Origin of the sequence: Paraburkholderia sp. (assembly GCF_035656215.1) — a bacterium.
Lineage (GTDB): Bacteria > Pseudomonadota > Gammaproteobacteria > Burkholderiales > Burkholderiaceae > Paraburkholderia.
In genome coordinates this window covers 1-15,417 of sequence record NZ_DASRSY010000287.1, presented here as the reverse complement: position 1 = coordinate 15,417, position 15,417 = coordinate 1, and the positions used below count along the sequence as shown (strand labels likewise).

11 protein-coding genes are annotated in these 15,417 nt (G+C 62.0%); 6 read left to right on the top strand and 5 right to left on the bottom strand.

The window, feature by feature from the left end; all coding sequences use genetic code 11:
* Positions 1-1,394, bottom strand: a 1,394-nt coding sequence (locus tag VFE81_RS16200; protein ID WP_325045569.1) for a DUF748 domain-containing protein, incomplete at its 3' end; no start/stop codon positions are given.
* Positions 1,395-1,647: 253 nt separating this feature from the next.
* A complete protein-coding gene (locus tag VFE81_RS16195) occupies positions 1,648-3,069 on the bottom strand; it encodes a DUF1254 domain-containing protein (protein ID WP_325045568.1) in 1,422 nt (473 codons plus the stop codon).
* 295 nt (positions 3,070-3,364) lie between these two features.
* Here VFE81_RS16195 and VFE81_RS16190 point away from each other — a divergent pair, with 295 nt between their 5' ends.
* The 3 genes from VFE81_RS16190 (at position 3,365) to VFE81_RS16180 (ending at position 8,928) form a co-directional block, all read left to right on the top strand.
* The gene (locus VFE81_RS16190; RefSeq protein ID WP_325045567.1) at positions 3,365-4,036 is read left to right on the top strand and encodes an FMN-binding negative transcriptional regulator; all 672 of its coding nucleotides are present in this window, start codon (positions 3,365-3,367) and stop codon (positions 4,034-4,036) included.
* Positions 4,037-4,326: 290 nt separating this feature from the next.
* A complete protein-coding gene (locus VFE81_RS16185; protein WP_325045566.1) occupies positions 4,327-6,765 on the top strand; it encodes a heavy metal translocating P-type ATPase in 2,439 nt (812 codons plus the stop codon).
* 189 nt (positions 6,766-6,954) lie between these two features.
* Positions 6,955-8,928 carry a methyl-accepting chemotaxis protein gene (locus VFE81_RS16180; protein WP_325045565.1) on the top strand — a complete coding sequence of 658 codons (1,974 nt, stop codon included), beginning with the start codon at positions 6,955-6,957 and terminating at the stop codon, positions 8,926-8,928.
* 5 nt (positions 8,929-8,933) lie between these two features.
* On the opposite strand, the gene VFE81_RS16175 is transcribed toward VFE81_RS16180, so the two are convergent.
* Complete coding sequence (locus VFE81_RS16175; RefSeq protein WP_325045564.1) at positions 8,934-9,587, bottom strand: glutathione S-transferase family protein; 654 nt, start codon at positions 9,585-9,587, stop codon at positions 8,934-8,936.
* 219 nt (positions 9,588-9,806) lie between these two features.
* Between VFE81_RS16175 and VFE81_RS16170 the strand changes: the two genes are divergently transcribed.
* Positions 9,807-11,264: a polyhydroxyalkanoate depolymerase gene (locus tag VFE81_RS16170; RefSeq protein ID WP_325045563.1), complete on the top strand. Its 1,458-nt coding sequence runs from the start codon at positions 9,807-9,809 to the stop codon at positions 11,262-11,264.
* A 76-nt stretch (positions 11,265-11,340) separates the two neighbouring features.
* Here VFE81_RS16170 and VFE81_RS16165 read toward each other — a convergent pair whose 3' ends face one another.
* Entirely contained in the window at positions 11,341-11,775 is a 435-nt protein-coding gene (locus tag VFE81_RS16165; RefSeq protein ID WP_093634459.1) for a cupin domain-containing protein, read from the bottom strand.
* A gap of 171 nt (positions 11,776-11,946) precedes the next feature.
* The gene (locus VFE81_RS16160; protein ID WP_325045562.1) at positions 11,947-12,558 is read right to left on the bottom strand and encodes a flavin reductase family protein; all 612 of its coding nucleotides are present in this window, start codon (positions 12,556-12,558) and stop codon (positions 11,947-11,949) included.
* 261 nt (positions 12,559-12,819) lie between these two features.
* Here VFE81_RS16160 and VFE81_RS16155 point away from each other — a divergent pair, with 261 nt between their 5' ends.
* A complete protein-coding gene (locus tag VFE81_RS16155) occupies positions 12,820-13,215 on the top strand; it encodes a helix-turn-helix transcriptional regulator (RefSeq protein WP_325045561.1) in 396 nt (131 codons plus the stop codon).
* Positions 13,216-13,217: 2 nt separating this feature from the next.
* A complete protein-coding gene (locus VFE81_RS16150; RefSeq protein ID WP_325045560.1) occupies positions 13,218-14,585 on the top strand; it encodes a type II toxin-antitoxin system HipA family toxin in 1,368 nt (455 codons plus the stop codon).
* The last annotated feature ends 832 nt before the right edge of the window (positions 14,586-15,417 follow it).

Here is a 15,417-nt window from a genome sequence, read left to right as displayed (position 1 = left end):
GCGGCGTCCTTGAAACCGGTATTGAGCGTGTAGTGCGCGGACGCGGTCGCGAGCGTCGAGAAATCGGTCAGCGTGACGGCCAGTTTTTGCAGGCCGAGATCGACCGGTCGCGAGGCGGCTTCGTCGTGAACATTCACGGTGCCGTCGTTGAGCACGAAGCGCTTGATCGACAGGTCCAGAGGCTGTGCGGTTTTGTCCGTAGCGGTTGCACCGGATGCCGCGGCGGGTGCGCTCGCAGCATTATTAGCTGTCGTGGCCGCGGACGCGGCGGTCGGTGTAGAAACGGATGCGGAGGCCGGTGCTGCAGCAGACGTCTCGGCACCAGGAGCCGGCGCGAACATCCGCTCGACACTCAACACACCTTCTTTGTCGCGCGCAAGATTGGCGCTGGGCGCGTCGATACGGATCTCGTCGAAGTGATACAGGCTCTTCAGCGGCTCGAGCGTCGCGGCAGCCACATGTACCGCATGCGCAGCGAAGAACGGCGCCTTGCTCTGATCGCGCACATCCACGTCGTTCAAATCGACGGTGCCGGCCACGCGCAACGAAGGCGCGTCGTTGGAGACCAGGAAGTTGAGCTTGAGATCGGTGGACAACTTGCCGCTCTGCACAATCACGGGCAGCTTGGTCGGCACGTAGGACATCAGACGTGGCACGTCGAGCCCGTCGAAGCGCAGCGATACTTCCGATTCGCGCGAAGCGGCAAACGGCTTGCTCTTGCCGTCGATGGCGAGCGGACTGCCGTCAATGCGCGCACGCAGCAACGGCTCGACGAAGATATCGGTTTTCGAAGGCAGCGTAGCGATGAACGGAATGCCGAGCTTCCATTGATCGATCACATGCGTGACGCCAAGCAGCTTGTCGTCGAATGTGATCTGGCCGTTTTCGAGGCGGATGTTCGACACCGAAAAGAGCGTCGGCTTGCTATCGGGCGTGGCCGGCTGCTTCGAGAACTTCTCGATCAGGTCGGTGAAATTGAAGCGCTGCGCATCATAGCGAACGATATGAAAACGCGGCGAATCGAGTTGCACTTCATCGATGATCGGCGCTGCACGAAACAGCGAGCTCCATGACGGCTGCACGATGAGCCGCGAAATATCGACGAAGTCGCCCGCGCCGCCACGCTCGCCGATATGCACGCGATCGGCTTCGAGCTTGAGCGTGTACGGATTGAGCGCAATGCGCCCGATCGTGGCGGGCCGATCGAGTTGTTTGCTGAGTTGCTGCTCGGCAATGTGGCGAATCAACGGCGGCGCCGCGAAAAAGCCCAGCAGACCGAACAATACGAGGAAGATCAGCAGACCGGTGATGACACGCCGGGTACGGCGTGACTGCGCGACGTCGCGCACGGTCTGCATGGAAGATGCGAGTGATGTTTTATTGAGGCTTGCCATGCTCGGTCTTGGGTAATGCGGCGGCAAGCCCGCCGCGAAAACGAAAATCCCGCAAGCGGCAGTATAAGTGGTGAATCTTACGCGGGATAGAAATGTAAGCCGTGGCTTACACATTGTTGCGCGTTACAACGCCGCATGTCCGCCGACACGAAGCGGCGGACATGGGCTGATTTATGCGTCACTCATGCATTGCTGTCACAGCAGTGACGCATTTCACTGATGCGGCTTCACAGCCGCACTTCATTCCCGAACTTCATTGACGCACAACCGCCGGCGGCTGCCAGCTGCCGTCGGTAGCTGGCGGCTTCGGCGCGTACAAACGCAGCATCAGTTGCAGATCGGTACGCGGCGCCGGCAGCCAGTTGCTACTCTTGCCGCGCGTCGACGACACCGTTACGTCGAGCGAGCCGTCGCGATTGCGGCGCGCGCCGTTGCGATCGCCGACCGCCAGACGCGCCGGCGCGCTTTCCCCTAACGCGCCGTCCTTCGTGTAGGCGGTGATCGACCAGAAGCCGCGCACCGGCGGCAACTGGTTCGGTGCGAAATGAATCACGTAGCGGTTTGCGCCGTTGAGCGCATGACCGTCGCTGTCCTGGGTGACGACTGCGCGCACTTCATCGTCCTTCGTGCCGATGCCCGGTTGGGTCGCCGCGGCGTAAGCGCGCATCGCATAGTCAGGGCCGTAGTTGCCCACGCCGTCGCCGAACCAGCTCCAGCCGTTGCTGCTCAGCAGATTGGACGGCGGCGTGACGACGCGCTCGTGACCGTCGGCGAGGCCCGCGGCAACCGCCTCGGATGCACTCGGCAGCGTCACAGGATTGCCGGGCGTCACGCCGAAGTCCGAGAGGATTTTCAGTGCATGCGGATCGGCCGGCGTCGGCGGGTTGTCCGGCAACGCCTGCGCGAGCCGGCGGAAGAAGCCGTTCGCGTCAAGCGCGGCGACTTGCGCGGCCGGCGTGCCGGAAGCGGCCGCGGCGGCGGCATCGGCGGCATTGCTGCGCGGCGGCGTAATCGATGCCGAGCGCGTGTCGCCGGCGTAGACGCTCAGCGGCGCGACGCGGATGGCGCGCTGCAGCTTGCGCACCGCCGTCAGGTCGCGAGTGCCATTCGACTGGATCCGCACGCTCACCCATGCGTTGCGGGTCGGCACGTCGACGCGCTTCACGCCTTTGGGCAGATCGCCCTGCCAGCCCGGGCCGACGAAGGCAATCGTTTGTGCCTTGATGCCAGCGGCGCGGGTGGCGAACTGTGAGCTGGTCGACCACACGACATTGGTCCACATGTCGAGCACGCGGGCGTCGACGTAGCGGCCGTGCGAGTCGGGCAGCGACACGATCACCGGCTCGCTGCCGACGTCCAGCCAGCCGGTCGAGTCGAGCGTGTCGAGACTCGGCTGCAGCGGATTGGCGGCGCCGATAGGCGGCAGGGCCTGCGCGTGGCGCAGCGTATTGACCGGCGCCTGGCCCGGATCGGTGCCGACCGCCGCATCGCGCGCGACGCCCATCAGCACCAACGGATAGCCGAAAACATACGAATCGGCGACTTCGTCCTTGATCCATCCAGTGGTTTTTTGCGTCGCGGACGGTGTCGACGCACAACCAGCCAGAAATGCGAGGCCTGCGAGCGATGCGCAGGTCCAGTGAAGCGAAAACAGTTCTTGGCGATTTTTTATCATTCGTTCAGGTGGCGGAACGTGCGGTCCTAAGGAAAACGTCGGTGCGCAGCGGAACCTGCTTGCGTGGCCTCCCAAAGCCGAACGCAGCCAGTCCGCGGCGCGCGATGCCGACAACATCGGGTTGTATCGTATCCTTGTTCACCAGGCAAGCGCAAAGACAGGAATAGCGTTTCGTAACGAGCGAGCGGACATCATTTACAGTACGGTCGACGATTTTTATCACTCCTGCGCCGGTTCCTGCCCTGCTGGCCGCCTTTCCCGATCACTCGCCGCCCTTTTGTATCCGGAGCGTTTTATGTATATGCCTGCCCATTTTGAAGAGACCCGCCCAGAGGTTCTCCATCGCCTGATCGCTGAGCAGTCGTTCGGCGCGTTGATTACCCATGGGCCGAATGGGCTCGATGCGAATCATTTGCCATTCGAGTTCGACGCGCAGCGAGTCCCCGGAGGGGGCGACGCGCAGCGCGCCCCGACCCACGGCATCCTCCGCGCCCACGTCGCCCGGGCCAACCCGGTCTGGCAGGAAGTCGCCGCGAACCCGGAAGCCCTCGTTATTTTCCAGGGCCCGGCCGCCTACATCTCGCCGACCTGGTATCCGAGCAAGCACGAGACGCATCGGCAGGTGCCGACTTACAACTATATGGTGGTGCACGCGCATGGCCGGATCGTCGTGCGCGACGACGAGGCTTTCCTGCGCGGACTGGTCGCACGGCTCACCCGCAAGATGGAAGCGGGCGAGCCGGTGCCGTGGAAGATGGGCGACGCGCCGGCCGACTATATCGCGCAGATGCTGGGGGCGATCGTCGGCCTCGAGATCGAGGTCACGCGACTGGTCGGCAAATGGAAGCTCGGCCAGAACAAGGAAGCCGCCGACCGGCGCGGCGCGGCCGAAGCCCTGCTGGCCCGCACCAGCGACGAGCAGAAGGCCGTTGGCCAGGCGATGCTGGACGCGCCGCCGGCATTCTGAGTTTTATTGTTCAACGACCGTACCGTAACCGTAGCGCGACGCAGCCGCCCGTTCCTCGGCTGCGCAGCTCGCGCCACGGGTCCGAACGACTGGTAGACATCCCGGGCGCTTTGGGCAGCGCGTTTTGGCGAACGTTTGGTGGCTCGTTCCGGTGGCCGCTCGGGTGAACGTTTGACGGCCCGCTCGGTGACACTTCAATACGCCTCAAAAACGTCCTTGACCTTCCCATCATGGGAAGGTCGATACTCGGTTCATGATGCGGCCCAATGCTGCTACGAGCCAGACCTGCCATGACCGAACTTGCCACACCGCTGCGTCCTGCGGACGCTACGCCCTCCAGAACCACCGAACTCGACATCGGCGGAATGACCTGCGCCTCGTGCGCCATGCGCGTGGAGAAGGCACTCGCGAAGGTGCCGGGCGTCGTGGGCGTATCGGTGAATCTGGCGACCGAAACGGCAACCGTCAATCTAAGCGACACCACGGCCACGGCCGCAAGTGCCGACGCCGACGCGTTGATCGCAGCAGTGAAGAAAGCGGGCTACGAGGCAACGCTGATCGCACCGCCGGACGCACCGGCGTCCACCGTCGACACTGCCGCCCTTACCTCCGCCGCAGAAAGCAAGCGCAACCAGACCCGCCGCGAACTGGCCGCCGTGCTCGCGTCCGCCGTGCTGACACTGCCGCTCGTCCTGCCGATGGTCGGCGAATGGTTCGGCTGGCACGCGATGCTTTCCCCCTGGCTGCAATTCGCCCTCGCCTCGATCGTGCAGTTCGTGTTCGGCGCGCGCTTCTATCGGGCGGCCTTTCGTGCGGTTCGGGCCGGCGCCGGGAACATGGATTTGCTGGTGGCGCTCGGCACGTCGGCGGCTTATGGAATCAGCGTCTACGAACTGGCAACCCATCCGGGCGACATGACGCATCTGTATTTCGAAGCGTCGGCGGTGGTGATTACGCTGGTGCGCTTCGGCAAATGGCTCGAAGCGCGCGCCAAGCGCCAGACCACGGATGCGATCCGCGCGCTCAACGCGCTGCGCCCCGACCGCGCGCGAATCCGCGTCGGCGCGGACGAGCGCGAGGTGCCGCTCGCGCAAGTGCGGGTGGGCACGGTAGTGATCGTGCGTCCCGGCGAGCGCGTGCCGGTCGACGGCGCGGTGCTCGAAGGCCGTACCCATATCGACGAATCGCTGATTACCGGCGAAAGCTTGCCGGTACCGAAGCAGGCAGCCGATCGGGTCACCGCCGGTTCGATCAACGGCGAAGGTGCGATTGCTGTGACGACCACCGCGATCGGCGCGGAAACGACCCTCGCACGCATCATCCGCCTCGTGGAAAGCGCGCAGGCCGAGAAGGCGCCGATCCAACGACTGGTGGACCGCGTCAGCGAGATCTTCGTGCCGGCGATTCTGGCGATTGCGGCGCTCACGCTGGTGGGTTGGCTGATTGCCGGCGTGGGTGGCGAAACCGCGATTCTGAATGCCGTTGCCGTACTGGTGATTGCCTGTCCGTGTGCGCTCGGACTGGCGACGCCCGCGGCCATTATGGCCGGCACCGGCGTCGCTGCGCGGCATGGCGTGCTGATCAAGGACGCCGAGGCGTTGGAAACCGCGCATCGGGTGAATATCGTCGCGTTCGATAAAACCGGCACGCTGACGCTCGGGCAACCGTCGGTGACGGCGTTCGAGGCAATCGGCGAGGTCGGTCGCGACGCGGCGCTGGCGCTCGCCGCAGCCGTGCAGCGGCAAAGCGATCATCCGCTAGCGCGGGCAGTAGTGAAGGCGTATGAAGCGGCGCAGGCCGGCAATCTGCGAGACGACACCGCGGTTGAGAACTCGCTCACGAATGGCGGCGTTGAGGCATGGGGCGATAGCGCGCTGGGCACTTCAGCATCCGTTGCGGTAACGAACGGCGTCGCGGCGTTACCGGTTGCATTACGCACGGCAAGCACGACAAACACGGTAAGCGCCGCCCGCGCGGTGCCTGGGCGTGGCGTGGAAGCCGACATCGATGGCCGCACCCTGGCGCTCGGCAGCACGCGCTGGCTCAACGAACTCGGCATCCAGTTACCGCCGCAACTTGCCGAGCGCGCAAAACAGCTTGAGGCCGCGGGCAATACCGTCTCCTGGCTGATGCAGCGCGCGCCGCTTGCGCCCACCGCGCTGGCATTGATTGCCTTCGGCGACACCGTCAAGCCGACCGCTCGCGCGGCCATCGAACGGCTCACCCAGATGGGCATCAAAAGCGTGCTCGTCACCGGTGACAACCACGGCAGCGCGGCGAGCGTCGCCCAGATACTCGGCATCGCCGAAGTCCACGCCGAAGTCCTGCCCGACGACAAGGCCCGCGTGATCCGCGACCTGAAGATCCGCAGCGCCGGCATCGTTGCGATGGTGGGCGACGGCATCAACGACGCCCCCGCGCTCGCTGCCGCCGACATCGGCATTGCAATGGCGACCGGCACCGACGTCGCAATGCAGGCGGCCGGCATCACGCTGATGCGCGGCGACCCGGCGCTGGTGGCTGACGCCATCGACATTTCGCGCAGGACTTGGCGCAAGATCCAGCAGAACCTGTTCTGGGCGTTCGTCTACAACCTGATCGGCATTCCGCTTGCCGCCTTCGGCTTGCTGAACCCGATGCTGGCCGGCGCGGCGATGGCGTTTTCGAGCGTAAGCGTCGTCACCAATGCGCTTCTGCTGCGCACCTGGCGCGGCGCGTCGGCACGGTGAGGCATTGAGGCGTGGATGAGTTGATGCGTTGATGCCATGACGCGTTGACGGGCTATATACACCCATGTATTACGAAATGCTTTCGAATGCACTAAAGAAACGGGCAAATCGGCCGTAATCCTGACATAGGTGCAAACCATGCATTCGCATGGTTCACGCGTCACATGTCTCCCTTTACTCCGAACGCCCATGGAATTTCTCTCTTTGCGCCGCGCCAGTGTTGGCGCCCGGCTTGCCGTACTGTCGTGCGCGCTGGTGGCGTTGATTTTCGCGGCCTTCACGTGGGCGCTCACGCGCACCGCAGGCAAGCAGGTCAGCGATCAGGTACTCGAACGTATCGCCGATAAGGATCGTTCGATCGCCGCGATGATCACGCTGTTCGACAAGGCGCTGTCGTCCGAAGTCGATCGATCGATGTCGCTGTTCGCGAGCTTCCTGCCCACCAGCTATACGCTCGACGACACCCAGAAAGTCGACATCAACGGCGTCGCCACCCCGACCTTCAAGGCCGGCGACACAGTCCTGAACATGGACTTCTCGATTCCCGATCAGTTTCTCGAGCGCAGTGGCGCGGTCGCCACCGTGTTCGCACGCAGCGGTGACGATTTCGTCCGCGTAACGACTTCGCTGAAGAAACAGGACGGCTCACGCGCGATCGGCACGCTACTCGACCGCAAGGGGCCGGCGTATGCACTGATCATGGCGAACAAATCCTATACGGGACTTGCCGCGCTCTTTGGCAAACGTTTGATTACCCAATATCGGCCAATCACAGACGCGGGCGGTCGCGTGATCGGCGCGCTCTTCGTGGGTGTGAACGTGGACAAGGAGATCCAGTCGGTCGAAGACGGCATCAGCAAACTGAAAATCGGTGACAGTGGTTATTACTTCGTGGTCAACACCTCGAAGGGCCCGGATCGCGGCAAGTTCATCGTGCATCCGGCCGCCATCGGCCAGAACGCGGACAACGCGAATGCGCCGTATCAGCAGATGCTCGACATGAAAGAAGGCCAGCTCGAATTCAGCTCGGCCGACGCGACGCTCGGCGAGCGCAATGCGCGCGACAAATTCGTGTCGTTCGTCACCGTGCCGGAATGGCAATGGCTAGTGGGCGGCGTTGCGCCGCGCGACGAGGTGATGGCAGACGTCATCGCCACGCGTGATCAATTCCTGCTGATCGGTTTCGCGCTGGTCGGCGCGTTCGCGATCGTGTTCCTGATCGCGGTGCGCCGTCTCGTGAGCCGTCCGCTCGTGGAAGCCGCGAAGGCGTCCGAGCGCTTCGCCTCGGGTGATCTGAGCGTGCGCGTGGTCAGGGGTGCCAATGCACGTGCCGACGAAATCGGCCGCCTGATGCAGTCGATCGACGGCATCGGCGAAGGTCTCGCGCGTATCGTCTCGCAAGTGCGCAATGCGTCGACGGATATGTCGGAAGGCACCGAAAAGATCGCCACCGGCAGTGGCAATATCGCTGCGCGTATTGCCACGCAGGCGAGCAGCCTGGAAGAAACGGCGGCCAGCATGGAACAGATCACGTCGACCGTACAGCAGAACGCCGACCATGCCGCGCAAGCCAACACGCTTGTCACCCATGCTGCCGATGCCGCGCTCGAAGGCGGCCGTGCCGTCGAACGCGTGGTCTCGACAATGGGCGAGATCAGCCGTTCGTCGCAGAAGATCGCTGAGATCACCAGTGTGATCGAAGGCATCGCGTTCCAGACCAATATCCTCGCGTTGAACGCCGCTGTGGAAGCGGCGCGCGCCGGCGAGCACGGCAAGGGCTTTGCGGTGGTCGCGTCGGAAGTACGCGCGCTCGCGCAGCGCAGCGCGGCTTCGGTGAAGGAGATCGAAGGCCTGATTGCCGCCTCCTCGGCGACCGTTCAAAGCGGCTTCCGGATCGCTGAGGAAGCGAGTTCGACGATGCAGGGCATCGTTCATCAGGTCGGCCAGGTGCGCGCGATCATGGCGGAAATCAGCGTCGCGTCGCGCGAGCAATCGGGCGGCATCGAGCAGGTCAACCTTGCTGTCACGCAGATCGGTGAGGCGACCCAGCAGAATGCGACGCTCGTTGGCGAAGCGGAACTCGCGGCAGGTGAATTGCGCGCTCAGGCTGCGCGGCTTGCGCAGGTGGTGAGTGTGTTCAAGCTGGAAGCCGGGCGGGATTAAGGAGTTTAAAACTCCACGTCCAGTTCGTCGATTTCCTCCACTTCCTGCTGCGCGTCCGCGATCCACTGCTGCATTTCGGGCAGCGCCATGATGCGCTGCCCGTATTCGACAATCTCCGGATCGAGCTTTACGTCGTAGGTGACGAAACGCGTCACTACCGGCGCGTACATCGCATCCGCCGCACTATGCTCGCCGAACAGAAACGGGCCGCCGTACTGCTTCAGGCAATCGCTCCAGATCGTCACGATGCGGTCGATATCCGATTGCGCCCGCGCCCACACCTTGAAGCCCGGAAAATGCGCTTTCAGGTTCATCGGCAACGCCGAGCGAAGCGAACCAAAACCCGAATGCATCTCACCGCAAATAGAGCGGCAATGCGCTCGTGCGCGGATGTCCGTGGGCAATAACATCGCGTCAGGTTTCAACTCGTTCAGATATTCGGCAATCGCCAGGGTGTCCCAGATCTTGATGCCATCGTGAAAGAGACACGGCACCAGAATCGACGGCGAGAGCAGCAGTAGTTCGGCGCGCGCGGCCGGATCGTCGATCGGCATCACGATCTCTTCGAAAGGCAGGCCGCTGAACCTGGTCAGCAACCAGCCGCGCAGCGACCACGACGAATAATTCTTGCTGCTGATGGTGAGCGTGGTATTCGCCATACGTTTCTCCTCCAGATGAGGCGTTCAGCCGACGCCTGACGATGCGCGTGCACGTTGTCGTGCGCGGGCGCACCAAAGCGCGGCAATTTCGGCCCGCTCCCATGACCCGCGCAAATGCTATGCCAACGTAGAGGGACGGCTGCGCCAATGCGACTGCATGATTGGCACATGACTTGCTTCTATTCGGGCTCCTTCCTTTCCTGCACTCGTGCGAAGGTTATGAACCTGTTCGCATATCCCACATACCAGGCTTTCGCCGACATGATGCTGCCGATGCGGCACGGCGCTGCGCTGGTGAATCATTCGCTCGACGCCTGGCCCGCGTTGGGTGACACATCGCATGGTCGCTCGATACGCGCGGCCTGCGAGCTTTTGACGCTCGCCGGACTCACGCCTGTCAGGCCGCCGTTCGGCATCGATAGCGTGGTGACGGAAGGCAAAGCGGTGAAAATTGTCGAGGAAGTGGCAGCGCACACGCCGTTCTGCTCGCTGTTGCATTTCCGTAAGGACGCCACGCTTTCACATCCGCAGCCGCGCGTGCTGGTAATCGCGCCGATGTCCGGCCACTTCGCGACGCTGCTGCGCGGCACCGTTCGCACGATGCTGGCCGAGCACGATGTCTACATCACCGATTGGCACAATCCGCGCGACGTGCCGCTGAGCCAGGGCCGTTTCGGCTTCAACGAATACGTACGGCACGTGATCGATTTCACCGAGACGATCGGACCGGGCGCGCACCTGCTGGCCGTGTGTCAACCAACCGTCGCCGCGTTGGCCGCGGTCTCGCTGATGGCCGCCGACGACAACCCCGCGCAGCCCGCCAGCATGACGCTGATGGCAGGCCCGCTCGACACGCGCATCAACCCGACGCGTGTCAACGAACTGGCCAAAAGCAAGCCGCTCGAGTGGTTTGAGCAGAACCTCATCAGCGCGGTGCCGTTCGGTTTTGCGGGCGCGCACCGGCGCGTGTATCCCGGCTTCGTGCAGCTAACCGCTTTCATGTCGATGAATCTCAACCGCCATCTCGACTCGTTCGAGACCATGCATTGCGAGCGCGCCAAAGGCGATCCGGCGAAGGCCGATACGATCCGCACTTTCTACGAAGAATACTTCGCGACGATGGACCTGACGGCCGATTTTTATCTGGAGACCGTCGATACGGTTTTTCAGCGGCACGCGCTGCCGTTGCATGAGCTTGAGGTGGAAGGGCGGCTTGTGGATCCTTCGAAAATTCGACGGACTGCGCTGCTGACCGTGGAGGGTGAAAAGGACGATATCTGCGCGGTTGGGCAGACGCTCGCGGCGCAGGATATGTGCGACAAGTTAAGGCCGTATCTGAAGACGCATCACGTGCAGACCGGTGTGGGACACTATGGCGTGTTCAATGGGCATCGGTGGGAGCGGCAGATTTATCCGCGTGTGCGTGCTGTGATTTACGACAACGAACCGCGCGCGGTGCTGGTGAGTTCGCGGGCGCGGACGATTCAGCCGGTGTCGGTGGCTGCGGCGACTGAGGTGATAGCGGCAGCGCCGGCTGCGGTGGCGGTGGTCGATGTAGAGATGAAGCCGGCGGCCGCGGTGACTGCCGCGCCGAACGGCGTTGGCGCGGGATCCGGCTCCGCCGTCAAGCCGCAGGCCTCACGGTCAACGCGACGACGGCCACCCGCGACGCAGTGAAGTGTTTCTTTAGGGGCCGCAGGTGCAAACAATGCGGCCGCGATATACCGCCGCCGCGACTCTCCTCAAGTCGCGATCACGCCACGGCGCTCTTCCACGGCTGTACCGCCGGCACTTCGCACGGACCTTCGACTTCAATTGATTTGAAATCGGCCGGCGACACGATTTCGATGTACTCCATATCTTCAGAGTAATCGAACAGATAGTGGACGATGCCCGGCGCCTGATGCACGCAATCGCCGGCGGCGACGAGCGTCTCCTTGTCGCCGTACATGAAGCGCGCCCAGCCCTTCAACATGATCACAATGTGGAAATCGGCCTCATGACGGTGCCAACCGGTGCCTTGCTCTGGTGCGTGATTCGCCTTGACGAGCTGCGCGAGCACCTTGCCGCCGGTTGCCTGCGCGATGCCTAAATCGCGGTAGAGAAAAAAGTCGCGTAGGCCCTGATCCACGTAGGACGTGTCTTGCGGACGGACATGGCTGAACTGCGTAGCGAATTCGGTGGACATGATCGCGCTCCTCTTGAGTGAGCCGGCAGTTGAAAACGACGCGTTGGAGCGTCGGTTGCAAGCATCAAGTGGGCCAGTTTTGCGGGGCTCTGGATTTGCGTTTCGCGGAGGCGATTAGGTGAGTGTCGCGCCGCATTGCGCAACGCGAGGTGATTCAAACGCTTTGGGTACTTATGCGGTTGGGCGGAACATCTGGAACATCTCGCCGATTTCCGCGTAGTCGGCGCGGTAGCCAGCACGCATGATCGGTTGCGCGGCGTGCGTGTCGAACAGACCATCCTTCAGATAGGCCTCGTTGATGTGGACGCCGACCACTTGCCCGAGCGACAGGTAGTTGTCCATCGGCGTGCCATCGAGCGTATGCAGACGGACCACTTGCAGTAGCTTGCATTCGAGCGCGGCGGGCGATTCGGCGACGTGCGGCACGGCTACGTTGCGGCCAGGCGCGGGGGTAAGGCCGGCGAGTTCGAATTCGTCAACGTGGGGCGGGACTGGTGCGGAGGAGCGGTTCATCTGCTCGGCGAGCGGCTTGCTGGACAGATTCCAGACGAATTCGCCGGTGGCCTCGATGTTGGCGATGCTGTCTTTACGGCCCTCGCTGCAGAAGCCGATGATCGGCGGGAAGCTGGCGAACGCGCCGAAGAAACTGTAGGGGGCGAGATTCAGAGTGCCGTCGGTGGCGCGTGAGGAAATCCAGCCGATGAGGCGCGGAGCGACGATGGCCTTGAAGGGGTCGTGCGGCAGGTTGTGACCGGTGGCGGGGTTGTAGAAGTAGTGGGGCATAGGTTGTGTTGGGGTTTGCGGGTGAGGCGGGAGGTATTTATACCGCAGAGTCGGTGGGGCTGCTGGGAGCGGGGGTGAAGCGGACTACGGCTGTTCGCGCTTCCGTGAATTCCTGTTCATCGGTTGGGTTCGCGCTCTGACTTAACAGGCTTTAAGCTGTAAATTACAAATACAGACTACGACCTGTATATTCGATTTACAGCTTATTGACTGTATTTTCGTGATACAGTCCAGAGACTGTACGAGCCTGAAGAAAATCCAATGGATTACGCTATCAAGACGCTAAGTCAGCTCCGCCCCATTCTGCTGGGCTTCCGCAAGTCCGCGGGACTCACACAAGCTGCGGTGGCCGAACTGCTAGGCATCACGCAGCAAAGCTACGCGCAACTGGAAGCCAACCCGGCATCGGCAAGCGTCGAGCGACTTTTTAAGGTCATGCGTTTGCTGAACGTGGAGCTGCGTATGAGTCAGGCGTCGTCCGCGCCCGACAGTAAACCAGCGCAGGCCGAGACGCCGAAGCTTCAACGACACGTCCCCGCCACCAAGAAAGCGAAATCTCCGTCGATCGCCAACCGCTCAGGCCAGACTCAGAAGGCGTCGAGTTCGAAGCAGCCCCTTGGGGCAATCACGACCAAAAAGAAACGGGAAAACTGGTAATCATGGCGCGCCGCTCTCAGACGCAACGACTCGACATCTGGATGAACGGTCTGCCCGTAGGCTACTGGGAAAAAGCACGGGAAGGGGACCGCCTGAGTTATCTCGACGAGTGGATCGGAGACGAACAGGGGCGTCCCCTTTCCCTATCGATGCCGTTCACGCCCGGGAATCAACCGTACCGTGGCGACGTGGTCAGCGCATTCTTCGACAATTTGCTTCCGGATAGCGATGCGATCCGTCGGCGATTGGCTCAACGGCATCGCACCGACAGCACGAACGCATTCGATCTGCTGGTAGCGCTTGGCCGTGACTGCGTCGGTGCGATCCAACTGCTCCCGCCTGGCGAGCAACCAACCGACCTCTACGACATCTCCGGAACGCCGTTAGCCGAGCCGCAGATTGCGCTGCTGCTGCGCAATGCCACCTCAGCGGCGCCGCTAGGCCAATACGATAGCGGTGCGGATTTAAGGCTATCGATTGCCGGGGCTCAGGAGAAAACGGCGCTGCTTCGCCACGATGAGCAGTGGATCTACCCGACTGGCAGCACGCCGACCACGCATATCTTCAAGCTCCCGCTCGGCCTGGTTGGGAACATGCAGGCGGACATGCGGACCTCGATCGAGAACGAATGGCTGTGCTCGAAAATCGTATCGGCGTATGGACTTCCCGCAGCGAACTGCGAGATTGCAACGTTCGAGAATCAGAAAGCGCTCGTGGTCGAGCGTTTCGACCGTAGGTTGTCGAGCGACGCTAGCTGGATCGTGCGCCTTCCGCAGGAAGACATGTGCCAGGCTACTGGGAAACCTTCGCATTTGAAGTACCAGGCCGACGGTGGGCCGGGCATCGCAGAGATCATGGACGTGTTGCTCGGTTCGGAAAACGCGGATCAGGATCGGCGGCAGTTCTTCAAGACTCAACTTGTGTTCTGGCTATTGGCAGCAACGGATGGGCATGCGAAGAACTTCAGTATTTTTCATCTGCCGGGCGGGCTGTACCGGTCGACGCCACTTTATGACGTGCTCTCCGCGCATCCGATCATCGGTCCCGGGCGCAGTCAGATTGCGCGTCAAAAAGTAAAGATGGCGATGGCTGTTCGCGGTAGCACCAATCACTATCTCATCGAAAAGATTCAGCGACGGCACTGGATCGAACAGGCTCGACAGGTTGGGTTGGGAAGCGAGACGGCGCAAGACATCATTGCTGAAGTGGTTGACGCGACTAAGCACGTGATCAATGCGGTAAGCGATCAGGTCCCTTCGGGGTTTCCGGACGGATTGGCGGAATCGATTCTGGGTGGGATTGCGAAGCAGCGGGATAAGTTAATGGCGACGGCGGGTCAATCGTCGGCAACGGTCATCGCAACCCTCTAAGACTGACCGTTGATACGCAGCTAGTAATCACGCCGACAGCAATATCTTCGACGTAGTAAAGGTTCACGCCCTCGATATTAAAATCTGGCTAACACTGCACTTGCGACCTCGGAACCTAAACCCGGGTGCTGGCCTCCAATGAACAGATGCCGGGAATGGCTCATCGTTCAAGAAGGCCAGAAATACTTCCGCCACCTGATCACACATGAACCATTCATCCGAACGCATCGGAATATTTCCCCCGCTGAAAACCAGAATTGTGCCTTCTGGACGCACTGGACTCGGCTTGTCATGGAAAGCTCTTGACCGGCTTCCGCGTTCGATTTCGAAACGCTCGATCATACAACTGACACCGCCACCTGCAATCTGCACGTAGTTGCCTGCGGCATCCGTCAAAGACGCGTAAGAAGAAGGTCCGTAACTTCGTAGCGATTTAATCGCACGGCGAATTTGCGCAGGAGTCGGAGCGGAAACGCTCGGCTTACGTTCGATTTCGAGCCTCATTGGTCAGTCGCGTGTGCGATTCACAGACATCGTTTGACTTCTTTGAACGGCTTGTTCTTGGCGTGTTGTTAAGCTCGCTCGCTGTGCTCGTGGTGACACTATTCCCCGACTCGCCGCGGGTTTATTGCTCGCGGTGCAGTTTCCCCGGCGCTCGCCGACCAAACACACTCCGCTTCGCGCGGACCTAGGGCTACGCTGAAGAACCGCCGTTTTCGCCGACGATTCGCTGCGGAATTTCTGAATGCGAGATCAGCGACGCGACTGGTTCAATTTTCTGGCCCTGAAGGGCCTTTTAATCGGGTCTCTCGCCCCATTTTGGCCGCTCATG

Excerpts from the sequence above, each read along its gene's own strand:
- VFE81_RS16185 (WP_325045566.1), top strand. The coding sequence starts at position 4,327 with ATGACCGAACTTGCCACACCGCTGCGTCCTGCGGACGCTACGCCCTCC.
- VFE81_RS16170 (WP_325045563.1), top strand. The coding sequence starts at position 9,807 with ATGAACCTGTTCGCATATCCCACATACCAGGCTTTCGCCGACATGATG.
- VFE81_RS16150 (WP_325045560.1), top strand. The coding sequence starts at position 13,218 with ATGGCGCGCCGCTCTCAGACGCAACGACTCGACATCTGGATGAACGGT.
- VFE81_RS16180 (WP_325045565.1), top strand. The coding sequence starts at position 6,955 with ATGGAATTTCTCTCTTTGCGCCGCGCCAGTGTTGGCGCCCGGCTTGCC.
- VFE81_RS16175 (WP_325045564.1), bottom strand. The coding sequence starts at position 9,587 with ATGGCGAATACCACGCTCACCATCAGCAGCAAGAATTATTCGTCGTGG.
- VFE81_RS16190 (WP_325045567.1), top strand. The coding sequence starts at position 3,365 with ATGTATATGCCTGCCCATTTTGAAGAGACCCGCCCAGAGGTTCTCCAT.
- VFE81_RS16165 (WP_093634459.1), bottom strand. The coding sequence starts at position 11,775 with ATGTCCACCGAATTCGCTACGCAGTTCAGCCATGTCCGTCCGCAAGAC.
- VFE81_RS16155 (WP_325045561.1), top strand. The coding sequence starts at position 12,820 with ATGGATTACGCTATCAAGACGCTAAGTCAGCTCCGCCCCATTCTGCTG.
- VFE81_RS16195 (WP_325045568.1), bottom strand. The coding sequence starts at position 3,069 with ATGATAAAAAATCGCCAAGAACTGTTTTCGCTTCACTGGACCTGCGCA.
- VFE81_RS16160 (WP_325045562.1), bottom strand. The coding sequence starts at position 12,558 with ATGCCCCACTACTTCTACAACCCCGCCACCGGTCACAACCTGCCGCAC.